This is a genomic window from Acinetobacter sp. YH12097 (assembly GCF_013419225.1).
Lineage (GTDB): Bacteria > Pseudomonadota > Gammaproteobacteria > Pseudomonadales > Moraxellaceae > Acinetobacter > Acinetobacter amyesii.
In genome coordinates this window covers 1-23,704 of sequence record NZ_VPAN01000043.1, presented here as the reverse complement: position 1 = coordinate 23,704, position 23,704 = coordinate 1, and the positions used below count along the sequence as shown (strand labels likewise).

Annotated in this window: 21 protein-coding genes and 5 tRNA genes; 8 read left to right on the top strand and 18 right to left on the bottom strand. The window is 42.3% G+C overall.

All coding sequences use genetic code 11. The features are described 5' to 3' along the window. Positions 1-162: 162 nt before the first annotated feature. The 11 genes from FTU37_RS14275 to tpiA form a co-directional block, all read right to left on the bottom strand. Entirely contained in the window at positions 163-570 is a 408-nt protein-coding gene (locus tag FTU37_RS14275) for a ribosome-binding factor A (RefSeq protein ID WP_078189413.1), read from the bottom strand. Next, complete coding sequence (gene infB / locus FTU37_RS14270) at positions 570-3,263, bottom strand: translation initiation factor IF-2 (RefSeq protein WP_180008040.1); 2,694 nt, start codon at positions 3,261-3,263, stop codon at positions 570-572. The genes FTU37_RS14275 and infB overlap by 1 nt, the downstream gene beginning before the upstream one ends. Before the next feature lie 10 nt (positions 3,264-3,273). Then, the gene (gene nusA / locus FTU37_RS14265) at positions 3,274-4,758 is read right to left on the bottom strand and encodes a transcription termination factor NusA (protein WP_180010651.1); all 1,485 of its coding nucleotides are present in this window, start codon (positions 4,756-4,758) and stop codon (positions 3,274-3,276) included. Positions 4,759-4,793: 35 nt separating this feature from the next. Then, positions 4,794-5,318, bottom strand: coding sequence for a ribosome maturation factor RimP (gene rimP / locus FTU37_RS14260; RefSeq protein WP_078189416.1), 525 nt, complete (start codon positions 5,316-5,318; stop codon positions 4,794-4,796). A 216-nt stretch (positions 5,319-5,534) separates the two neighbouring features. Beyond that, a tRNA-Met gene (locus FTU37_RS14255) sits at positions 5,535-5,611 on the bottom strand. Positions 5,612-5,701: 90 nt separating this feature from the next. Next, positions 5,702-5,778: transfer RNA gene (locus tag FTU37_RS14250), tRNA-Met, on the bottom strand. Between the two features lie 58 nt (positions 5,779-5,836). Next, positions 5,837-5,913 (bottom strand) — tRNA-Met (locus FTU37_RS14245). A 73-nt stretch (positions 5,914-5,986) separates the two neighbouring features. Beyond that, a tRNA-Met gene (locus tag FTU37_RS14240) sits at positions 5,987-6,063 on the bottom strand. A gap of 48 nt (positions 6,064-6,111) precedes the next feature. Then, positions 6,112-6,196: transfer RNA gene (locus FTU37_RS14235), tRNA-Leu, on the bottom strand. Positions 6,197-6,248: 52 nt separating this feature from the next. Next, positions 6,249-6,578, bottom strand: a complete 330-nt coding sequence (gene secG, locus FTU37_RS14230; RefSeq protein WP_078189417.1) for a preprotein translocase subunit SecG — start codon at positions 6,576-6,578, stop codon at positions 6,249-6,251. A gap of 13 nt (positions 6,579-6,591) precedes the next feature. Next, entirely contained in the window at positions 6,592-7,383 is a 792-nt protein-coding gene (gene tpiA, locus FTU37_RS14225; RefSeq protein ID WP_180010652.1) for a triose-phosphate isomerase, read from the bottom strand. Between the two features lie 275 nt (positions 7,384-7,658). Here tpiA and pilB point away from each other — a divergent pair, with 275 nt between their 5' ends. From pilB to coaE, 4 genes are read left to right on the top strand one after another with little or no spacing between them, the layout of a single operon-like run. After that, complete coding sequence (gene pilB / locus FTU37_RS14220; RefSeq protein ID WP_180004674.1) at positions 7,659-9,368, top strand: type IV-A pilus assembly ATPase PilB; 1,710 nt, start codon at positions 7,659-7,661, stop codon at positions 9,366-9,368. 32 nt (positions 9,369-9,400) lie between these two features. Next, positions 9,401-10,627, top strand: a complete 1,227-nt coding sequence (locus tag FTU37_RS14215) for a type II secretion system F family protein (protein ID WP_168378204.1) — start codon at positions 9,401-9,403, stop codon at positions 10,625-10,627. After that, on the top strand, positions 10,627-11,487 hold the full coding sequence (locus FTU37_RS14210) for an A24 family peptidase (protein ID WP_180039972.1): 861 nt from the start codon (positions 10,627-10,629) through the stop codon (positions 11,485-11,487). Before FTU37_RS14215 ends, FTU37_RS14210 begins: the two co-directional genes overlap by 1 nt. Positions 11,488-11,496: 9 nt before the next feature. Beyond that, the gene (gene coaE / locus FTU37_RS14205; RefSeq protein WP_180124531.1) at positions 11,497-12,099 is read left to right on the top strand and encodes a dephospho-CoA kinase; all 603 of its coding nucleotides are present in this window, start codon (positions 11,497-11,499) and stop codon (positions 12,097-12,099) included. A 14-nt stretch (positions 12,100-12,113) separates the two neighbouring features. On the opposite strand, the gene FTU37_RS14200 is transcribed toward coaE, so the two are convergent. From FTU37_RS14200 to FTU37_RS14190, 3 genes are all read right to left on the bottom strand, one after another. Next, positions 12,114-13,034 carry a DMT family transporter gene (locus FTU37_RS14200; RefSeq protein WP_373686329.1) on the bottom strand — a complete coding sequence of 307 codons (921 nt, stop codon included), beginning with the start codon at positions 13,032-13,034 and terminating at the stop codon, positions 12,114-12,116. A gap of 8 nt (positions 13,035-13,042) precedes the next feature. Continuing rightward, positions 13,043-13,801: a 23S rRNA (guanosine(2251)-2'-O)-methyltransferase RlmB gene (gene rlmB, locus FTU37_RS14195; protein ID WP_168378207.1), complete on the bottom strand. Its 759-nt coding sequence runs from the start codon at positions 13,799-13,801 to the stop codon at positions 13,043-13,045. Positions 13,802-13,978: 177 nt separating this feature from the next. After that, complete coding sequence (locus FTU37_RS14190; protein WP_067763086.1) at positions 13,979-14,302, bottom strand: pyrimidine/purine nucleoside phosphorylase; 324 nt, start codon at positions 14,300-14,302, stop codon at positions 13,979-13,981. Between the two features lie 597 nt (positions 14,303-14,899). On the opposite strand from FTU37_RS14190, the gene recN reads away from it, so the two are divergent. Beyond that, positions 14,900-16,561, top strand: coding sequence for a DNA repair protein RecN (gene recN, locus FTU37_RS14185; RefSeq protein ID WP_180008045.1), 1,662 nt, complete (start codon positions 14,900-14,902; stop codon positions 16,559-16,561). A 62-nt stretch (positions 16,562-16,623) separates the two neighbouring features. Here the strand turns inward: recN and FTU37_RS14180 are convergent, their stop codons facing one another. Beyond that, positions 16,624-17,349 carry a hypothetical protein gene (locus FTU37_RS14180; protein ID WP_180124529.1) on the bottom strand — a complete coding sequence of 242 codons (726 nt, stop codon included), beginning with the start codon at positions 17,347-17,349 and terminating at the stop codon, positions 16,624-16,626. A 315-nt stretch (positions 17,350-17,664) separates the two neighbouring features. Between FTU37_RS14180 and FTU37_RS14175 the strand changes: the two genes are divergently transcribed. Together FTU37_RS14175 and ruvX are read left to right on the top strand one after the other, a co-directional pair. After that, on the top strand, positions 17,665-18,219 hold the full coding sequence (locus FTU37_RS14175) for a YqgE/AlgH family protein (protein WP_078189425.1): 555 nt from the start codon (positions 17,665-17,667) through the stop codon (positions 18,217-18,219). Next, positions 18,212-18,655, top strand: coding sequence for a Holliday junction resolvase RuvX (gene ruvX / locus FTU37_RS14170; RefSeq protein WP_078192570.1), 444 nt, complete (start codon positions 18,212-18,214; stop codon positions 18,653-18,655). Before FTU37_RS14175 ends, ruvX begins: the two co-directional genes overlap by 8 nt. 105 nt (positions 18,656-18,760) lie before the next feature. Here ruvX and FTU37_RS14165 read toward each other — a convergent pair whose 3' ends face one another. From FTU37_RS14165 to FTU37_RS14155, 3 genes are read right to left on the bottom strand one after another with little or no spacing between them, the layout of a single operon-like run. Continuing rightward, positions 18,761-19,765 (bottom strand): HlyD family secretion protein, encoded by a 1,005-nt coding sequence (locus FTU37_RS14165; protein ID WP_180124528.1) that lies wholly within the window; start codon positions 19,763-19,765, stop codon positions 18,761-18,763. 33 nt (positions 19,766-19,798) lie between these two features. Further along, positions 19,799-20,005, bottom strand: a complete 207-nt coding sequence (locus FTU37_RS14160) for a DUF1656 domain-containing protein (protein ID WP_180022052.1) — start codon at positions 20,003-20,005, stop codon at positions 19,799-19,801. Continuing rightward, positions 19,998-22,097: an FUSC family protein gene (locus FTU37_RS14155; protein WP_180124527.1), complete on the bottom strand. Its 2,100-nt coding sequence runs from the start codon at positions 22,095-22,097 to the stop codon at positions 19,998-20,000. The genes FTU37_RS14160 and FTU37_RS14155 overlap by 8 nt, the downstream gene beginning before the upstream one ends. Positions 22,098-22,561: 464 nt before the next feature. On the opposite strand from FTU37_RS14155, the gene FTU37_RS14150 reads away from it, so the two are divergent. Then, positions 22,562-23,338, top strand: coding sequence for an IclR family transcriptional regulator (locus FTU37_RS14150; protein WP_180105643.1), 777 nt, complete (start codon positions 22,562-22,564; stop codon positions 23,336-23,338). Positions 23,339-23,704: the final 366 nt, after the last annotated feature.

Sequence of the window (23,704 nt, the reverse complement as noted above, 5' to 3'; positions counted from 1 at the left end):
TTAATGGAGAAATCTAATCGGTATGTTATACCTGAGAGAAGAGTGAGGAGTTATCCAAGGGTTGTAAAAGGAAAACCTCAAAAATACCCAAGAAAAAGCCAGTCAATCTCTTAACTGACTGGCATTAACCCGAAGGTGGCTTTTTTCATTCAGCGAACTGAATTATTCATCATCTTTTTTTGCTTCGTCAGTAGGAGGTAAGTCCTTGACCGCTTCTGCAATTAGACCAAACATATAGTTGCCATAAGCATTTGTTTTGTCGTAATGGAAACGCAAACGTGGCGTAATACGTGTTTTGATACGACGGCTCAGTTCATGACGCAAGAAACCAGATGCTTTATTCAAGACATCTAAAGTTTCTTTATTTGCGGCTTCACTTTGCTCATCGCCTAGCTCACGACCCATTACAGTCACATAAACTTCGGCATATCCTAAGTCTGGGCTCACCTTCACGGCAGAGATGGTCACAAGACCACCTAAGCGTGGATCTTTCAGCTCCTGACGGATCAGTTCTGACAACTCACGTTGTACTGTATCCGCCATACGCTTCAGACGTTGACTACCCGCCATTAAAGACTCCGTTTAATCAATTGAACATCGTACACTTCAATCTTATCTTGTGCTTTGATGTCTTTATAGCCTTTCACCGCAAGACCACATTCCATACCGGCACGAACTTCTTCAACCACATCTTTGTAGCGACGAAGAGATTCAAGCTCACCTTGGAATACCACCACGTCATCACGTAATACGCGAATCGGTTTATTACGGTGTAATGTACCTTCAAGTACCATACAACCTGCAGCAGCACCGAATTTACTTGAGTGGAACACTTCACGTACTTCAGCAACACCAAGAATTGTTTCACGGTGTTCAGGCGCTAATTTACCGCTCATCGCATCTTTCACATCATCAATTAATTGATAGATGATCGAGTAGTAACGAATGTCGATACCATCAGCATCAGCTTTTTGACGTGCAGTATTATCAGCACGTACGTTAAAGCCGAGAAGAACCGCTTCTGATGATTCAGCAAGTGTTACGTCAGACTCAGTGATCGCACCAACACCTGAACCAATAATACGTACTTTCACTTCATCAGTTGCAAGTTCAGCAAGTGCAACGTGTAATGCTTCCAAAGTACCACGTACGTCTGTTTTCAATACCACGTTGACAATAGGCACATCTTTCTTGCCCATAGACGCCATGATATTTTCAAGACGCATCGCAGATTGACGCTCAAGACGTTTTTGACGTTCACGATCCATACGCGCATCAGCAACTTCACGTGCTTTTTTCTCGTCATTTACAACAAGAACTTCATCACCCGCCATTGGCGCTTCTGGTAGACCCAAGATTTCCACAGGAATCGAAGGACCAGCAGATTTAATACGTTGACCATTTTCATCTGTCATTGCACGTACACGACCGTATGACGAACCTGCAAGAACAAGGTCACCCACTTTCAATGTACCGTTTTGAACAAGAATCGATGTTACCGCACCACGTCCTTTGTCTACACGTGCTTCAATTACAACACCTTGTGCCGCACCCTCTTCAGATGCTTTAAGCTCAAGAAGTTCGGCTTGAATTGAGATCAAGTCAAGAAGTTCGTCGATACCTGCACCGCTGTGCGCAGAAACCATTGCCACTGGAACGTCACCGCCCCATTGCTCAGGTACGATTTCTTTCGTCGTCAACTCATTCAATACGCGATCTGGATCAGCAGACTCTTTATCCATTTTGTTGATAGCAACAATAATTGGCGTACCTGCTGCACGTGCATGGTCAATCGCTTCAGCAGTTTGTGGCATAACACCATCATCTGCTGCAACAACCAACACTACGATATCTGTAGATTTCGCACCACGTGAACGCATTGCAGTAAATGCTGCGTGTCCCGGTGTATCTAAGAAAGTAATAATACCTTTTTCAGTTTTCACATGGTATGCACCGATGTGCTGTGTGATACCACCTGCTTCACCTGCAGCCACTTTAGAGCGACGAATACGATCAAGAAGTGATGTTTTACCATGGTCAACGTGACCCATAATTGTCACAACTGGCGGACGAGTGGTTTGGACACCACGCGCTTCTTCAGCTGCTTCAAGTAAGTTATCTTCTGCTTGTGTATCCGAAACAAGTACTGGATTGTGACCCATTTCTTCAACAACAAGTACTGCGATTTCTTGATCAATCGCTTGGTTTTGAGTAACCAATTCGCCCATTTTCATGAGTGATTTGATAACTTCGCGAACTTTAACCGCCATTTTCGCAGCCAAGTCAGCAACAACAATTGTTTCACCAATTTCAACATCATAAACTTGTTTTTTAACTGGTTTTTCAAAGCCATGCTTGTTCGCTTGACTTGTTTTTAAACCACGTTTATGTGAGTTATCACGGAAAGATTGCTCTTCACCACGACGACCACCTTTTTTAGGTGAACGTGAATTGTTGGTATTGGTACCACGTTTAATTTCACGGTCTTCTTTCGCAAATGAATCTTCATATGCCTGACCTACAAGGCCGGCAGCAAGCGGAGAATCATCTACAACACGAATGGTCGCAGTAGTGTCTTCGTTAGAATACTTAGACGCCATTTGACGCATTTGCTCAAGCGTACGTTGTTGCGCTTCTTCAGCGGCTTTACGACGCGCCGCTTCTTCTACAGCTTTCAATTGTGCTGCTTGAGCTTCACGTGCTTTTTTCTGTTCTAGAGTTTCAACAGGTTTTGTAATTGGCTTGTTGTTTGACTTACGTTTTACAACAACCGCAGCTTTCGGTGTTTCTTGCTTCGCATGTTCTTGCTTCGCAGCAGCACGCATTGCTTCTAAAGCTTGTTTCGCTTTAGATACTGGTTGTTGCTTCGGTTCTTCCGCTTTCGCTTCAACCTTAGGTTCCTGTTTACGTGCTTGTTGGTCAGCTTGTGCTTTCGCTAATGCTTCAGCTTTAATTTGCTCAGGATCCGGTTTAACAAATGTATGTTTCTTACGAACTTCTACATTAATCGTTTTTGCCTTGCCCGATGTACTCGCCACTTTAGCAGTACTGGTAGTTTTACGTTTCAACGTGATTTGTCCTGCATTGCCCGCATCCTGACCATGAACTTTTTTCAAATGGTTAACGAGGGCATTTTGTTGTTCAGTGGAGATAATATCTTCAGGTTTAGTTTGTGTTAAACCTGCATCACGAACCTGTTCCAGCAGCTTCTCAACTGGACGACCCACGCTGAGAGCTAACTCCTTAATCGACTTGTCCGTCATATATTACCTCCTAGTTAAACCATGATTCGCGCGCTTTCATAATAAGTTGACCTGCTTTTTCAGCACCTAAACCTTCAATATCAGAGATATCGTCAGTGGCTTGATCTGCAAGATCATCTACAGTTACCACACCGCGAGCGGCAAGCGCATACGCGATTTCTTTAGTCACGCCTTCCATTGCAGCAAGCTCTTCGCTTGGCTCTTGGATGTTCTCTTGTTGTTTCAATGCATCAGCCAATGCAACTTCTTTTGCACGACCTTGTAGCATTTCAACAGTTTCAGCATCAAGTTCGATCTCATCGAATGTTTCCGCAGGAACATACGCGATTTCTTCTAATGATGTGAAGCCCATTTCAACCAACGCCATCGCTAAGTCTTCATCAATATCTAGACGTGTAACAAACATATCTAAATATTGTTGCGCTTCGTTTTGTTGACGTGCGTGATATTCTTCTTCAAGCATCATATTGAGCTTGTAACCAGTCAATTCAGATGCTAAACGTACGTTTTGACCTTGAGAGCCAATTGCACGCGCTAACTGATCACTCGTTGCAAAAATAATATCTGCAGTACGTTCTTCTTCATCAATCACGATACCTGATACATCAGCAGGCTCTAAAGCACTTGCAATGTACTGTGCCGCGTCATCCGACCAAACGACTACATCAATACGCTCACCATTTAACTCTGACTGAACCGCTTGGATACGTGTACCACGCATACCAATACATGCACCTACAGGATCAATACGGTGATCGTTTGTTTTCACAGCGATTTTAGCACGAACGCCAGGTTGGCGTGCAGCTGCCTTAATCTCAATGATTTCTTCAGCAATTTCAGGAATTTCTTTCTTCATCAATGCGATGAGCATTTCTGGTTTAGAACGAGAAAGTAATAACTGAGCACCACGGCCTTCACGGTTCACATTAAACAAAATCGCGTTTACACGTTGTTTAGGACGTAGAATTTCTTTAGCGATCATTTCTTCACGCGCAAGATATGCTTCTGCATTGTCACCTAAGTCAATGATAAAGCCATCTTTGGTTTGTTTTTTCACTTCACCGTAGATGAGTTCACCAACTTTAGACTCGTAAGCATCTGCAATTAATGCACGTTCTGCTTCACGAATTTTTTGAACAATCACTTGTTTCGCAATTTGTGCCGCAATACGACCGAAATCAATCGATTCAACTTCAAGTTCACGAATATCACCAATTGCCCATTTTGCAGGATCTACATCAGAGATCGCATCTTGGCATGCTGGCATTTCGTGATCTTCGTCGGCAACCACTTCCCATTGACGGAAAGTACGGTAATCACCAGTACGACGGTCGATTTCTACACGTAGACGAGCCTCTTCCGAGTGAGTTCCCTCGTAGAATTTCTTCTTAGTCGCTGCAACTAAAGCTTGTTCAAGCGCTTCAAAAATTGCATCACGACTTACACCTTTTTCGTTACTAACCGTTTCTACTACGGTAAGAATTTCACGAGCCATAAGTCACCTATTCGTTCAGATTCTTATTTATTAAATTAATCTTGGAAAACCAGATTTGCTTTATCAATATTGTGGCTGTCAATATCCAACACTTGTTGCTTTTCAACTTCAACCTGAATCATTTCGCTTTCAAGGTCTACGCTTACAAGTTTGGCTTGGAATTTACGACGATTATCCACAGCACTGATCAAACGCAAAGCGACTTGCTGACCAATGTATGCCGTCATTTGTTCCAATTTAAAGAACTGACGATCCCAACCTGGAGATGACACTTCCAATGCATATTCGCCTGAAATTGGATCATGTACATCCAACATCGCACCCACTTGCTGAGTGACACGAACACAGTCCTGCACGCCGATACCACGGCCTTGCTCAACTTCGCCATCTTCATTGATGACAGGTTCTGCATTTTCATCAACTTCACGGTCGATATAAATACGTAACAGTGAACGCTTACCTTGAGGTTGGAAATCAATCCCCCAAAGTTCTACATCACATGCTTGCACCGCTGGGGCAATTAAGTCCTGAAGTGCTTGAGTTTTATTTGATAGCTTCATTTACTCTCGTCAAATTTGTGCGATTCGATGGTCGAAATGACCACTACAGACCAATGCAAAACTATAGTAGTAGTGAAACATGACGGTTTGACCAAAATACTGTCGACACTACACGATAGCCAATAAAAAAGGGCGTAAATCGCCCCATTATTACACAGAAAACCATAGTCCACTGTGCAAAAAGGCCCACCTAGTTGTGAGCCTCTTTTAGAAACTTGGTAGCGGGAGCTGGATTTGAACCAACGACCTTCGGGTTATGAGCCCGACGAGCTACCAGACTGCTCCATCCCGCATCAACATGCAAAAATTATATACAATTTCTTGGCCATTTTCAATCTAAAACAACCTGAAGAATTGCCCTACTGAGTTGCATCTCAGAGGATTGGTAGCGGGAGCTGGATTTGAACCAACGACCTTCGGGTTATGAGCCCGACGAGCTACCAGACTGCTCCATCCCGCATCAACATCACAATGACTTTCAGATAAACTGCTTATATAGATTGTGTGCTATATAAGATTGGTAGCGGGGGCTGGATTTGAACCAACGACCTTCGGGTTATGAGCCCGACGAGCTACCAGACTGCTCCACCCCGCATCAATATGCAAATAGTTCTCTCAGCTTTAAAAGCTGTCCATTTAAAAGTTTGCATCTTAAAAATAGAATTGATTGGTAGCGGGAGCTGGATTTGAACCAACGACCTTCGGGTTATGAGCCCGACGAGCTACCAGACTGCTCCATCCCGCATCAACAGAGTTTAGCTGCATACACCAACTTATGTTCTGGATTATAAGTTGGTGCGGAAGGGGGGACTTGAACCCCCACGCCCGAAAGCACTACCACCTCAAGGTAGCGTGTCTACCAATTCCACCACCACCGCAGCTGTGACGCATTCTAGTCGCAACACGTCAAAAAAGAAAGCGCTAAATAAATTATTCAGAGCTTTTTGGTGCAGTTGGCGAAGTTTCAGCCGATTTTGCTGGCGCAGTCGGTACTGAAGAAATCGCATTTAAGCTATATGCATCTGTCGTTTGTTTCTTTGCAAACACCGCAAGTGTCAAGCTCGTAACAAAGAACAAAGCCGTTAAAATCGCAGTCAAACGGGTCATAAAGTTGCCCGAACCAGATGCACCAAAGACAGTTGCAGCACCGCCGCCACCAAAAGATGCACCCGCATCTGCGCCTTTACCATGCTGAACTAAAATCAGCACGATCATTAAAATCGCTAAGATAATATGTACCACCAGCACAAACGTATGCATGCTGAACTCCTAATTATTTTGTATTTGCAAATGCTTGAGCAATTTTATAAAACGACTCTGCATTTAATGATGCACCACCGACCAGCGCACCATTGATATCTGGACAGGCTGCCAACTCTACTGCATTTTCTGGTTTTACACTACCACCATAAAGAATTGCAGTCTGAAGTCCTATTGGAGTGATTTGGCTTAAACCTTCACGAATTTTAGCATGCATCGCTTGCGCATCTTCAGGTGACGCTGTTTTACCTGTGCCAATGGCCCAAATTGGCTCATAAGCCACCACAATTTGCTTCCACTGCTCTGCTTGTACGACAGCAGCGATATCACATATTTGTTGTAACACAACCTGTTCTGCTTGACCGCTTTCACGTTGTTCTAAGCTTTCACCCACGCAATAAATCACAGTCAAACCTGCGTTTAATGCATTTTTTACTTTTTCATTAATGATATGCGGTTGATCAGCAAAAATTTCACGGCGTTCTGAATGACCAATCAGTACAAATTCAACACCATAATCTTTTAATAGCTCAGCACTGAGCTCACCCGTATATGCCCCTGTACCTGCGACGCGAGAAACGTCTTGTGCAACGGTCATGATGTTACGGCTAGCCTGTGCTAATTCATTTTGCACCGTGGTCAGAGCAATAGCTGTTGGTGCAACCCCAATATGGCATGCCGCTTCAGCAATATTTTGTTCATCTAATAATTGCTTAAAATTCTTAAGAAGTGCGCCAGCATCGGCTTGCAATGGGTTCATTTTCCAGTTACCCACTACCCAAGGCGTAATCGTCGAACCCGACATATTTATCCCACATGACAAAGATGAAATCGGGCACATTCTACACGTAATTCATAATTTTGAAGATAAATTTCAACACATTTGCATCTTCGAACCACACCAGTCATTCCAAGATCTTCACTTTTCTGTAAAAAAATTAAGCAGATTTAAGGACTGGTTCATGCTTTTTACCAATTCTTAGCTAGTGACAACACTTTAAGATATGGTATTTTTGTGCAACAAAAGTATAATTTTGCTATACCAATTATAAACAGACTGAAGCATAGGCAAGTAAAAGCATGACAGCAGTTCAAGGTTCTTCAAGATTTACGGGGTTTATTCGTCGCTTAGTTGACGAAGGGCATCTGTCTGCCGAAAAAATGCAAACAGCGCTGCAAAATTCAAAAAAGGCTCATCAAGATATCGTGCCGCATTTGATTCAGGAATATCAACTTTCAGCACGCCTGATTGCAGAAACCATCTCGATAGAGTTCGGTGAACCGGTTTTTGATATTTCAACTTATGACACGTCTTTAATCATTCGTGATGAGTTTGAAGATAAGTTAATTACCAAGCATCGTATTTTGCCCATTTTTAAACATGGCAATTTGTTATTCGTTGCGATCAGTAATCCCACCAATATTGAAGCTGTAGATGCTATCCGATTTGGTAGTAAGCTCAATACCGAAACCATTATTGTTGAACATGACAAACTTGAAAAGTTAATTGAGCAGAACTTCGCTGAAGAAAGTACTTTCGACTTTGATGATGACTTTGATCTTGATTTAGAACAGGAAACGATAGACCCAGCTGAACAAGCAGATGAAAAAGACAATGGTGATGAAGCGCCGATTGTTAAATACATCAATAAGCTGCTAGTCGATGCGATTCGTATGGGTGCATCTGACTTACATTTCGAACCCTACGAAAAGACCTATCGCGTCCGCTACCGTGTCGATGGCGTGTTAAGAACAATTACCAATCCGCCCTTGCAACTTGCGACTCGACTTGCTTCGCGTTTAAAAGTCATGTCACAAATGGACATCTCGGAAAAACGTATTCCACAAGACGGTCGTATCAAGTTAAAGCTGTCAAAGAACAAAGCCATCGACTTCCGTGTGAACTCCTTACCGACCTTGTTTGGTGAAAAACTTGTTCTACGTATCCTTGACCCTTCTAGTGCGATGTTAGGGATTGATGCGTTGGGTTATGAACCGGATCAAAAAGAACTGTTCATGCAGGCTTTAGAAAAACCGCAAGGCATGTTGCTCATTACCGGTCCAACGGGTTCCGGTAAAACCGTATCTTTATATACAGGTCTAAACATTCTTAACCGTGAAGATACCAACATTTCAACGGCCGAAGACCCTGTGGAAATTAACTTAGAAGGGATCAATCAGGTCAACGTAAATAATAAAGTCGGCCTCACCTTCTCTGCAGCATTGAAGTCATTCTTACGTCAAGACCCTGATATTGTGATGGTCGGTGAGATTCGAGATTTAGAAACGGCTGAAATTGCCATTAAAGCAGCTCAAACGGGTCACATGGTGATGTCTACACTACATACCAATAGTGCACCTGAAACATTGACACGCTTACGCAATATGGGCGTGCCCTCATTTAACATTGCGACATCCGTGAACCTTGTCATTGCGCAGCGACTTGCGCGTCGCCTATGTTCACAATGTAAAGAAACAGTAGAGGTACCAAAACAAAGTCTACTGGAACTTGGTTTTACTGAAGACGATTTAAATACACCAGAATTTCAAATATACCAACCTGTCGGTTGTTCCGAATGCCGCGAAGGCTATAAAGGTCGTGTCGGTATATATGAAGTCATGAAAGTGACACCTGAAATTTCAAGAATTATTATGGAAGATGGCAATGCCTTACAAATTGCCGAAGCTTCAAATCAAGCAGGTTTTAACAATTTACGCCGTTCAGGCTTAATTAAGGTCATGCAGGGGGTGACTTCACTTCAAGAAGTCAATCGTGTGACCAGTGAGTAAGTGAATTAGTATTTAAAAATAAGGATAAATTCATGGCTGTAAAAAAAGCGCAGATGATGCCAACCTTCAGTTATGAAGGCGTGGATCGCAAAGGGGCGAAAATCAAAGGGGAAATGCCTTCGCGTAATATGGCTTTAGCCAAAGTCACTTTACGTAAGCAAGGCATCACCATTAAAACCATTCGAGAAAAACGCAAAAATATTCTCGAAGGCTTGATGAAAAAGAAAGTATCCACTTTGGATATCACGGTATTCACGCGCCAACTTGCAACCATGATGAAAGCCGGTGTACCGCTCGTTCAGGGTTTTGAAATCGTGGCGGAAGGCCTAGAAAACCCAGCCATGCGTGAAGTGGTCTTGGGGATCAAAGGTGAAGTTGAAGGCGGTAATACCTTTGCTGGTGCGCTGCGCAAATATCCGCAGTATTTCGATAACCTATTTTGCTCCTTGGTTGAATCAGGTGAACAGTCGGGTGCACTTGAAACCATGCTAGACCGTGTTGCCATTTACAAAGAAAAAAGTGAATTGCTTAAGCAAAAAATCAAAAAAGCCATGAAATACCCAGCAGCGGTCATCGTTGTCGCTGTTATTGTGACGATTATTTTGATGGTAAAAGTGGTTCCCGTATTCCAAGACTTGTTTTCATCATTTGGTGCAGACTTACCTGCCTTTACCAAAATGGTGGTCAACATGTCGGAATGGATGCAAAAATATTGGTTCTTCCTCATCATTGGAATTGGAGCTGTGATTGCTGGTTTCATGGAAGCGAAAAAACGTAGCAAGGCTTTCCGTGACTTCTTGGACAAAGCTGCACTGAAAGCACCGATTTTTGGTGATTTGGTTTATAAAGCAATTATTGCCCGCTACAGCCGTACCTTGGCAACCACATTTGCAGCCGGTGTACCCTTAATTGATGCGCTTGAATCAACTGCAGGTGCAACCAACAACGTGGTATATGAAACAGCTGTGTTAAAAATTCGTGAAGATGTGGCGACCGGCCAGCAATTGCAATTCGCCATGCGTGTCACCGATAAATTTCCCTCTATGGCGGTTCAAATGGTGGCTATTGGTGAAGAATCAGGTGCTTTAGATGCCATGCTAGATAAAGTGGCAACGCATTATGAAAACGAAGTTGATAATGCCGTAGATGGCTTAACCTCGATGATGGAACCCTTAATTATGGCGGTACTGGGTGTCCTCGTTGGTGGTCTTGTGATTGCAATGTATCTTCCAATCTTCCAAATGGGTTCTGTGGTTTAATGCAAGAATTAATAACATATTTAATCAATACCCCAATTGCGATGTATATCGCAGTTGGGATTTTTAGTCTTTGCATCGGTAGTTTTTTAAATGTGGTGATTTACCGTACGCCAAAGATGATGGAACAAGAATGGCGCACGGATTGCCAACTGTTTTTACATCCAGACCAACCGATTATTGATGAAACAAAGATCACCCTGAGTACACCTGCTTCAACGTGTCCAAAATGCAAAACACCTATACGTTGGTATCAAAACATTCCAGTCATCAGTTGGATCGTGTTACGCGGAAAATGTGGAAGTTGCCAAAACCCGATCAGTAGCCGTTATCCACTGATCGAATTACTCACCATGATCTGTGCGCTGATTGTTGTTGCAGTTTTTGGCCCAACCATCCAAATGCTGTTTGGTCTGGTGCTGACTTATGTCTTGATTGCCTTAACATTTATTGACTTTGACACACAACTTTTACCTGACCGTTATACCCTTCCTTTGGCTGCACTCGGGCTTGGCGTGAATAGCTATGCCATTTATACCTCTGCAACCTCAGCCATTTGGGGATATATCATCGGCTTCTTATGCCTATGGATTGTTTACTATTTATTTAAAATCATCACTGGCAAAGAAGGTATGGGCTATGGTGACTTTAAGCTTTTAGCTGCCTTGGGTGCATGGATGGGCCCTTTCCTGCTTCCACTGATTGTATTACTCTCTTCACTGGTGGGTGCAATCATTGGGATTATTTTGCTCAAAGTCCGTAAAGAAAACCAACCTTTTGCATTTGGTCCCTATATTGCCATCGCTGGATGGATCGCCTTTTTATGGGGTGATCAAATTATGAAAATTTATTTGGGTCAGTAAGGTTGTTGTATGACATTTGTCTTGGGTTTAACAGGTGGTATTGGTAGCGGTAAATCTGCTGCAAGCAATTGGTTTGAACTCCAAGGCATTCAAGTCGTCGATGCTGATATCGTTGCACGGGAAGTTGTCGAACCTGGTCAACCCGCACTGAATCAAATTCAGCAAAATTTTGGTGATTGGGTTTTACTGGAAAATGGTGAGTTAAATCGGCGCGCTTTACGTGAACATATCTTTAAAGATCCTAAAGCACGTCAAGCACTTGAAGCCATTACCCATCCAGCAATACGCCAATCCCTTATCCAACAATTAAACGAAGCAAGCAGCCCCTATGTCATCTTGGTTTCACCGCTATTATTTGAAACCAATCAACATGAATTGACCAATCACACCTTGCTGATTGATGCCACAGAACAATTGCAAATTCAGCGTGCATCACAGCGCGATGGTCAAAATATCGAGCAAATCCAAAAAATTATTCACGTACAAATGCCACGTCAGGAAAAGCAAAAAATTGCCGATGATATCGTGCTGAATGATGGTCATTTAGATCATCTTTATGCGCAGCTTCGGCCTTTGCATCTCAAGTATTTAGCGCATGCTGAAAAAAGCTAAATAAAAAAGCAGTCTTACTCAGACTGCTTTTTTTGTTGTTCGAGTTGCTGCTCTAGACTATCCTTTCGCCCCAACCATTTCCAAGGTTGAATCGCTCCAATCCCCATCCCGAGCAATCCACATACAATTGCAAAACTTAAAGGTTCATTTAGCAGCGGCACCGCTAAAATTGCAGCAATAAAAGGTGCCAAAGTTACGATGCTTCCAGCTTTAAATGCACCTAAGCGCTTGATCGCCTCTACATACGTTAAAGTCGCAATAATCACCACAAAAATACCGTGAAAGATGACTTGCCCAATAAGCTGCAGCGGCTCTGGATCGGACCAATGTTTAGGGAAAAATAGTAGGTAAATTGGCACAAATACCACGGCAGACCAAATCGCAACCCCCGCCATGGCATGCCAAGCAGAGAGCTTCCATTGCTTAAGTAATACCGTAAATATCCCCCACCAAATGGCACTGATAAAAAACAGCAAATCACCGAGACCAAACGCTACACCGGTTTCCACATACATCAAATAGCTCATTAAGCTAATGGCAGAGACCATAATCACTACACTGATCCAGGTATGCTTATCGAGCGGCTGCTTGAAGATCAGAAATGCAGCTATAGCCGTACATAAGGGAATACAACCATTGAGGAAAATTGCAGCATGGGCCGCAGGAGCATAATGAAATGCGCTATAGGCTGTTAAACAATAGGTCACCCCGCCGAGCATGGCGAGGATAAAAGGCTCTTTCTTCCATAAAAAAGCCGTATCTTTTTTATAAATCAAAATTGGCATTAAGATGCAAAATGCCAAAGCGAACCGGAGTGCTGTGATATCCCAAGCACTGATTCCCCAATTAGCACTTAAACGCGCCGTTAAGGTGAATCCTCCCCAAATACACATGGTAATGAACACATATAAATAACCTTGCTTTTGAGGAGACATCATCACTGCTATTTCAATTCATTATTACGTTGACGACATGCTTCATACAATGCCATACCTGTCGCGACACTGACATTTAGGCTTTGCAAATTTCCAGCCATTGGAATGTAAACAGTTTGATCACATTGCGCCTGAGTAATGGGACGCAAACCTGTATCTTCAGCACCCATCACCACACATACACCCGTACCTGTGAAGTCAAAATTTTGTATCGGCAAAGCTTTTTCATCTAGCATGGTGCCGACCACACGTACATTAAAGTCTTCTTTGATTTGAGCCAAGGTACGTGCCAAGTTCGTCACCTGAATAAACTTCACTTTTTCAGCACCACCTGCAGCCACTTTACGGGCTGTTGGGGTAAGTGTCGCTGAACGATCACGCGGTGCAATCACCGCTTCAACACCCATGGCTGCCGCTGTACGAATGCATGCACCAAGGTTATGTGGATCTGTAATATGATCTAATGCCAATAGCAACGCATTTGGATTGGCTTGTAATAAAGCCTCTAAATCTTTTTCGTTCAAAACTGGATGTGGACGTACAGCAGCAACCACACCTTGATGGAACGGTTGTCCCGCAAGTTTTTCCAAACTATCACGACTAGCTTTTTGAATGCTGACACCAAACGGTTCTGCAAGCTCAAAAATACGTTTTAAACGCTGATCATCACGTCCTTTTAACGCAAATAAAGTTAAAACGCGTTCTGGCTCAAGTTCCAGTAATGACTCCACTGAATGAACGCCATAATAATATTCCGGTTTCGCCATGAACGACCTCTAATTTGCAAACTTCGATTAACTTTTGAACAGGGTATGATATCCCTAGAGCACAGCATAGGCTGCCAAAAAGAAAAATCCTGCAAAGCAAGCTTTACAGGATTTATGCTATGACACATAGTTTAACCGATTTAAGGTTAAAAAACTGTGCCTAAATTGATTGAATCATTAGCCTTCTAAGTGGCACACATAATCCAAGACTTCGTCTGTTTCAATTTTAAAACGGCTATTACCTGGCACGTAGAACGATTGGCCCGCACGGAATAATTCGCTTTCTTCGCTATCTGCAATTTGAACACGACATTCGCCTGAAATAATTTCCATACGTTCAGGTACATGAGTTTCAAAAGTCAGCGCTTGTTCAGTTGGAAGCAACACACCCAGTGTTTTCTTTGTTCCATCTTCAAATTGCACAGTATGGCTGATGCATAGACCGCCAAAATAAACATTTGATTTTTTGATTACCGATACATGATCAAACTGTGCTGACATGCGTTTTCTCCAGATAAAGCATATTTATAATATTTTGATCGATGTAGTTTAATTGTGCTGCAAAAACTAATCAATCTGTGTTGAAAACTGTGCGATAGATAATTACAAAAATCTGAGTACCGGATGTGCCCCAATTTCATCCCACCACCTCAACATTTAGAGTCTAAAACAAGCTGTGCTGTTGTACAAAATACTTTTTTGTTTCATCCACTAAAGTCCTAGTTAGGGTTAATCGAAACGCTGCAAACTCATTTCAAAAAAATAGCAGCGTGATGAATCATATTGGTAGATTTGAGTGACCAAATGATGACGTTTTATGGCAATAACACGCTAGATTAAATACAAGAATACATACACAAACGTGTTTTAAGAGGACTTGGCAGGACGTTGGTGGTTTCAGCTCACGTTATGCAAGATCATCCTCTCTTTGCATCACAACACTACGTGCATACAGCGGATACGAAACTAATTTCTAATTAAACTGAAATTTAAGATAGAATTATGAGGTTTTTCGTCATCTTAAAATAAAACTTGTCTTGTGACCAAAACAAAACTTAATTATCTTTAACTAGAACTTTTCGCAGCTCGGATGCGTTTATGCTGACACATTTAACTCTGATCAATTTTGCATTAGCCGACCATTTAGCCATCGACATTGAACAAGGCTTTAATGTCCTGACGGGTGAAACGGGTGCAGGTAAATCTTTACTTCTAGACGCATTATCAGCTTGCTTAGGTGAACGTACAGACACCAACTATGTGCGCTATGGATCAGACAAAGCCGATGTGACAGCGACCTTTAGCTATCAAGAGCACAGTCCTGAAGCGCTTTGGCTCAAAGAACACGAACTAGATGATGAGTCTGGCGAGATCCATTTACGTCGCGTGATTTTTGCAACAGGTCGCAGCAAAGCATGGATTAATGGACGTCCGAGCAGCTTATCCGAATTAAAAGAAATTGGCCGCTTATTGGTACAACTCTATAGCCAACACAGCCAACAACAACTCTTAGAACCGCCCTACCCAAAACATTGGCTAGATCGCTATTACAATTTTTATCAGCCGGCTCAAGCCGTGCGTGATGCCTATAGCAAATGGCAAAAGGACATTCGTCAGCACCAAGCAGCACTCGACGCCCAAGCAACACGTAAGCAACGGATAGAAACGCTTGAACTTCAATTGGAAGAACTTGAAGACCTTGTGCAAACGGACTACAAAGAAATCGAGCAAGAATTTGACCGTCTCAGTCATCATGAACATATCATGCAAGATTGTAGCTATGGTCTAAATGCCCTCGATGACGCCGAGCAAAATATCAATCAAGAAATGGGCGCGATCATTCGTCGGATTGAATCGCATGCAGGACGTAGTGAACAACTTTCTGAAATTTATACGTCGCTGCTGAACGCTCAAAGTGAAATTGAAGACGCGACAGCAAATTTACGTCAGTTTATTGATCGTCAAAGTTTCGATCCTGAACGTATGGACGAATTAAACACTAAACTCGAAGTTTTTCATCGCTTAGCGCGTAAATATCGTACTCAGCCTGAAGACTTAAAAAATGATTATGATGCGTGGCAGCTTGAGCTTGAACAATTACATCAACTTGAAGATCCTGAAACCTTAGCTGAACAAGTGGAAGTGTCTCATCAAGACTTTTTAGCCAAAGCACAGCATTTGGATGATATTCGTCGTGAAGCGTCTACCCCATTGGCGAAGCAGTTGACTGAACAAGTGAAGCAGCTCGCGCTCCCAGAGGCTCATTTTGAATTTAAATTTGAGCCTCTAGAACAAGCTTCAAGTGAAGGTTTGAGCTTTATTCAACTGCTGTTCACCGCAAACAAAGGGATTCCTGCTCAGCCTTTAGCACGCGTGGCATCGGGGGGTGAATTGTCACGTATCGCCTTAGTCATGCAAGTAATGAATGCTGAAAAAACTGAATCCGAAGTGTTAGTCTTTGATGAAATTGATGTCGGGATCAGTGGCGGAACGGCAGAAATTGTCGGGCGTTTGTTGGCTGATTTGGCGCAGCATGTTCAAATTTTATGTATTACTCACCAAGCCCAAGTCGCTGCCCAATCTGACCAACATCTCTTGGTGAAAAAACGTCAAACGGATCCTGCAAGCAGTACCATTATCGAATTAGAAGAAGATGATCGGATTCAAGAGCTGGCTCGAATGACCGGTGGTGTGGAGATTAGTCAAACGACCTTACAACACGCAAAACAATTACGACAATTAAAATTTCAACATAGTTAATTTTAATTGTTTTCAAAAAAGCCTGTGGATTAAAAACTACACAGGCTTTTTTCTTAAACACACTATTTGACAATTCCCTGATACACAAAGGCTTTCGAGCCTAAGGTATAGCGTAAATATTTATACTGCGGCTGATGTTGTTGATTGAGTAACATTACATCCACGTGTTTCGGACTGATTTTGAGATATTCATTCCCGCTACGACGATCGGTTTCATAATGGCAGTCATAATCTACCGAGATTTGATCTAGTTTCTTTTGCTTAGTTTGAAATACATAAGATTTAAGTAACTGTTTTGGTCCAACTTCAACAGCTCTTAGATGATGTAGTCCACTGCAATTATCACCTTTATAATAACTCTTCACCAAATATACGGTTTTATTTTGGATGTTGATCGGTAAAATTTGATTGATATAGCCTGAGTCAAATTGATCTAAATGTTGCGTTTTTCCCGTTGCATATTGCACATAGCTGCTCCACTCCCCCATGGTGCCTCCGCCAGACACATCAAAACTATAAAATTTTAGTTTTTTATCCGGAGAATATTGCACATGAACAAAACCTTGCTTTTCCAGTTGCGTAAATCCGTAGTGAAAACTGCTGGGATCTGCCGCAATGACATCCACAATTTCACGTTCTATCGCTGCATTGACCTCATAAAAATTTAAGTTTTTATATTTTTTAATCACCTGAGATTCATGTTTTTGTAAGTCAGCACTTCCTGCAAAGCCTGAAATAGGTAGGCTTGCACAGAGTGCCATCCCTATTATTTTTGAAAAATGTGTCATTGTTTTACCCTCAGTTTATCCTGCTATTTTAAGCAATCTCAGTCATCAATCACGTATATCTTCTCCTCGCTTTTGTACTACTGTTGTTCAAATTACCAATCATCGCTTCACGATTCACGATTCACCGCATTGTAGAACTGCCTGCACGATGAAGATTTTTAGTATGCCCCTCACCGGTCGAGCATGACAAATATTGAATTTGCAGAAAAACTCATTGTTGAAAACTTGTGAGTCTAGTATGTTGATAAATACAACGTTATTCGAATGCAATTCACCCCAAGAATGAAACCTACCCCAATAAGGAGAAGCCATTAGGTGACTAAACAATACCTCACACACCGCTGCCTGATTGCTCCACCCGAAATGAACGATGAATTCTTTGCCAATACGGTGATTTATTTGGCGCGACATGATGAAGATGGCGCTCAAGGCATCATTATTAATCGTCCTTCAGGTTTACAGATCAAAGAGCTCTTGAATGATTTGGAAATTGAGGCAGATAATGTGCATCCTCATGAAGTGTTGCAAGGTGGTCCTTTGCGCCCAGAGGCAGGTTTTGTTCTTCATACCGGTCAACCGACATGGCATTCGTCTATTGCTGTAGGTGAAAATGTCTGTATTACCACGTCTAAAGATATTTTAGATGCGATTGCACACAATGAAGGTGTGGGGCGTTATCAAGTGGCTCTAGGCTATGCCAGTTGGGGTAAAAGCCAATTAGAAGAAGAAATTGCTCGGGGTGATTGGCTCATTTGTGATTCAGACATGGATTTAATATTTAACTTACCTTATGACGACCGCTGGGACGCTGCCTATAAAAAAATGGGCGTAGACCGCATGTGGTTATCATCTGAGATTGGACATGCCTGATTTACCACAATATCAAATGATTATGGCCTTTGACTTTGGCACACAAAAAACAGGAATGGCTGTGGGACAAGCCCTGATTGAAAGTGCAAATCCCCTGCCACTCTTTCCAATGAAAGATGGCATTCCCAATTGGGATAATCTACTCAAGATTGTGAAACAGTATCAGCCGGATTTGTTCATCGTGGGTCTACCGCTCAATATGGATGATAGCGAATCTGAACTCTCCACACGTGCGCGTAAATTTGCACGACGTCTTCGCCACCAAACCAATATTGAAACCTTGATGGTCGATGAACGCTTAACGACACGTGAAGCGCGTGATGAATTAGATCATTATCAAGCCCAAGGCCGTGCGAAGAATCTTTCTGCCGACAGCCTTGCTGCAGCATTGTTTATTGAAAGTTGGTATCGAAATCCAGTTGGACTAAAACCTTAAGCACTTTCAACAAACAGGCAAATAAAAAAGCATCCAAAAGAGGATGCTTTTTTATGCGCAAGATTGACCACTCAATGCTGCGCGGATGAAATGATTGGGGATAACTTAGTTTTTATCCACAATATGAATCGTGGTGGTTCGACCCGCGACAAAAGCCAACTGATCATGCGGTACTTTATCCAGTACAATTTTCACTGGTACACGCTGTGCCAAACGGACCCAACTAAAGGTTGGATTGACATTGGCAAGTAAGCCATCAGTCGAGGTACGTTCACGGTCTTCAATCCCTGTTGCAACCCCTTGTACATGGCCTTTATAAACTTCAGAACTTCCCAGCAGTTGGATTGTTGCAGGTGCGCCAACATAGATTTTATCCAGTTTGGTTTCTTCAAAATATCCCACAACATACAATTGTTGACGGTCAATTAAGGCTGCTACGGCTTGGCCGACTTTGACATAATTCCCTGCTTTGAGTTCAAAGTTAGACAATGTTCCATCAGTCGGTGCAACCACTTCCGAACGTTTTAAATTCAACTCAGCCAAATGCAAACTGCTATTGGCCGCTTCAATCAGGGCTTTTTGCTGCACCACACTGGCTTTGGCTTGTTCAATCGCTGCCTGAGTTTGTTCATGCTCTGCATGTGATTGATCACGTACTGCAAACATTTGATCTTGTTCTTGCTTTGAAATCGCACCGTCCATCAAACTTGCATAACGATTTGCATTTTTATCTGCAAGATTAATATTGGCTTGTGACTTCACTAGATTCGCTTTGGCTTCAGCAAGCTGCGCTTCAGCCCCTGCTAGTCCAGCTTTGGCTTTCGCCAAGTCAGATTTGGCTTGCTCAACGTCCAAGGCTTGACGTGCCACATCTATACGAAACAGCACTTGGCCTTTTTTCACTTGCTGATTGTCTTGCACCAAAACGTCTGTGACCAAACCTGAAACATCCGATGACACTTGAATCACGTCACCACGTACCCGTCCATCACGCGTCCAAGGTTCCGAATTGTAATAGTCCCAAATATGTTTCAGCGCAAGTAATGCGCCACATAGCACAATTATCAACAATACAGGCCGAACATATTTTCGGACATTCAAATTGGTCATACGATTACCTCAATCATTTCATTTTTTAGGGGCTTAGAACTGGCAGAAAATAAAGATTTCATGCACCAGCCAAAGCAACATCACAAATACACCCAAATAAAAAATATTGGGCATCGGCACCCAATCTGGCGCCATCCATCGGTCAAGCAAACTCATGATGACCCGCAATAACAGATAGGCCAATACCGCTTGAATCAATAGAATGGGCACATAGACGCCATACACATTTAGCTCACCCATGTTGTGCCTCGACCTGTAAATTATTTGGAGTCTGCTGTGTTAGGACATGACACAAACTGCTTTGAATATTGTTCAGTGAATACTGAATTCGATGCATAACATCGTCGTTTTCAAGACCCTGAACGGCCTGATTCAATCGTTGAATTCGCTCTACAATTTGCTGTTTCAAACTCATATACACATTCTTTTGCCCTTGTTCCATGGCACGGAAATAGTCATCTAAGTCTTGTTGTAACTCTTCAAGTTCACTGACCAGTGCATCATTCGGATCGAGTTTATTCATGAGTTCTTGCAAGCGGGTCAAATCAATCACGGCACTGGCTTCCACCAAAGCCCACTCGATCTGTTGTTTCAAATTCCCTGATTGCACCATTTTGCTGTTTAGGATGCCGATTCGGTCCAACATACTGCGTAAATGCACCCGAAACGGTAAGCCGTACGGCAGATATAAAGCCTGACGCAGTGCTTTGTAGTGCTGTGAAAGTATGCGTTGGGCCGTCATATCTGGTGACATTGCACGTACTAAATGAATAATAAATACCGAGATAATGGGTCCCAAAACCGTCCCAATCGATGCATCAAAGAAAAACACCTGATCGAGGCTAAAGCGGTTTTGAAAATTCAGTCCCATGATGGTGCCCATCAAAAGCGGCAAGCTGATCCCAATCAAAGGCGGATGTAAAAACAGCATCAGACAGAACATCACAAATGGTGCTAACACCACGATCAACTGCCAAAAAGCGGTCACATGCGGGAAAATGCCATAGGCGTAGATGAACACCATAAAAGCCGCATACATATTGGCGCGAATAAACATTTTCAATGCAGGAACAGGGTTATCCATTGCAGTTAAAATACAAGCACTGATCGCAGCCATTTCGGCCATCATAAATCCAGCTTTCCAACCACTGACGATCCAAAAACCCGTAGAAATTAAAATAATCAAACATGCAGACACCCCGCCACGAATGGCAACCCCCGCATCTCGGTGCAAAGTCGGATAATGACTATTGCCCAAGGCGGTTAGTGTGGCCGGTAAAGTGGAGTCGCCTTGTTGTACCCGCTGCCAAAGCAAGCGAATCGCACGAATATTCTGAATAAAATGGCGAATATCCATTTTTAGACTGCCCAAAATCACCTGTTGTGATGGCAATGCCTGTGCCTGAATCTGTTGAAAATCTTGCTCAAACTGTTCAGGCAATTGATTAAGTTCACTTTCCTCAATCTGATGTTGATCTAATAAAAACGCGGCAATATGTTCATGGGCTTGCTTGAGTGCCGTCCGATAATGTGTGTCCAGACCGTCTAATTGTTTCATCCGTTCAGACATGGCCACCAAGTTACTGACCAACAAACTCAACTGATGCAAGATTTCCTGCAATGGACGTGTCATGCCTTTTAAGGTAGATTTTTCATATGACAAATGCACCGCCATGACATGTATATCCGCGATATCTCGTGCAATATTGCCAAGATTTTTAGAATAATTTTCTAGTTCGGCAGGCTCTAATAAAATCTGATCAAATATTTCTTTGGTATCGGCAAAGGTTTTGCTCACGCGTGTTTCGACTGCAGGGCCAATATGCATTGGAAATAATGTCGTGGTCACGATGGCACTACATACCACACCCACCGTAATTTCGAGAAAACGCCCCAAGGCCATATCGAAGATCGAAGCGGTATCAATAAAATACACGACGTTAAAACAGATAATGACCGTGGTATAACCCGCCAACATGGAAACATAACTACGAGGCGTACGGTCTAGCAGTGACAAATACAGGCAAAACCCAACCCAAACCGCTAAAAACACCGTAAACAGTACAGGCATGTGAATGAGATGTGGCAGTGCCACCACCGACACGGCCGCCCCTAAGAACGTCCCTAATACACGATACAAACTTTTTGAAGACGTCATGCCTGAATATGGATTCGCGATCACGAAAACGGTGCCAATCGCCCAAATCGGATAAGCCAAATTCAGTACAAAGGCCACATACAATGCCAACATGCCCGCGATGAACGTTTTGGTCGCAAAAATCCAGTCCATTTTATTGGGCCGAAAAGCGAGTATTTGTTTCGTCAGCAGCATGATGGATCTCGGTGGTTTGCTTCTTTTTAGTGAAAACGACCTCGTATCGAATGCTTAAACATTCGACAGCACAACCTGTATCACGGCACAGGAATGACTAGAAATTTCAATAAGTAAAGAAGCGATTCAAATCGTATTTCAAACCATTTGAATACAAAAAGTAATGTGCAACATTGCCTGCGCATCGAACAGATGGGCAATATTTATTCAATATAGGATATTTTCATAGCAATTTTGCTAAAAAAACAAACCGAAGTCAATAAAAATATCTTATTTTGATAATTCAACTATATTTTAAATGAGTATTTCAGGTTTTTACTATGCTTTTATCAGGATGGCCCAAGAAACCCTGTGATATTTCAGATTTGTTTCATTTCCAGTGTAGAAAATCGCAACATCAGGCCGAGCAATTTGTTATAAAGTAACTTAACGATTCATTTTTTATTGTGACCAAGCAGGTTCTTATGGCGCTTTCCAGTTTTGGTAAAATTCTCACCGTACTCGACTTATTTTCAGTTGCTCGTCCCATCATCAATGTCGACATTATTAGTGAAGAATTAGGCTTATCTAAACCAACGAGCTATCGCTATTTAAAAGAACTGGTTTCTGCTGAATTATTGCAGCGCCTCAGTGGGACTTCTGGCGATTACACACTGGGTTCAAAAATTGCTGTGCTTGATTTTATTTCTCGCACCACCGATCCATTGGTGCAAATTAGCATTCCCTTCATGAAAGAAATTGTGGAACGCACAGAGTCTTGTTGCTTATTGACGCATCTAAATATCGACTCTTGCATTGATGTACATCATGAACTTTATGAAGACTATGCCGCATTGGCTTATGGTCGAGGTAGCCCGCGTCCAATGTATAAAGGCTCATCGTCTAAAGTAATTTTGTCTCAGTTACCTAAGCAACGGATTTTAGATTATTACCACCGTTTTGCGGACGAGTTATCTCAAGTTGGTTTTGCGCATAATGAAGAAGAATTTATGCAGCAAATGAAAAAGATTAAAAAGCAGGGTTATTATTTTTCCAATGGTGAAGTTGACCCGAATATGTCGAGCCTATCGATTCCGATTAAATTTTCCAGTAAAGAACCCCCACTTGCTTTGACCCTATTGGCGTCTAAAAATCGTTTTGAATTTATGAACTTTCAAAAAGTCGTAGAAATGATGCAAGACTGTACAGCGCGTATTGAGAAAAAATACAGCAGTATGATGGAAGAATCGGACGCCATTTAAATCTGATCAGTTTGCGCACAACTGATGCGATGTTGTAAAGATGATATTTAATTAATCTGATAAATTCATATTATTAATTGAATTTATTAATTATAAATTCCAGAAAGATTATCATAATATGATTATTGTTCTTTAGCAGTCATCTCAACCATGTGTTCCATGATTTCAGTTGATTGTCGCTATACTCTTCCTCAGAGAAAGAAAAAAGCTCATCTAGATATGGGCTTTTTTTACGGCTGTTGTGTCCCGTCCTGAAATAAGTTTACACCTTAAGAGACTTATTTTATGGAACATGCACAAGAACAACGAGTTAAACGCACACAACGTGATTATAGCTTCGCCTTTAAAATGATGGTTGTACATGAA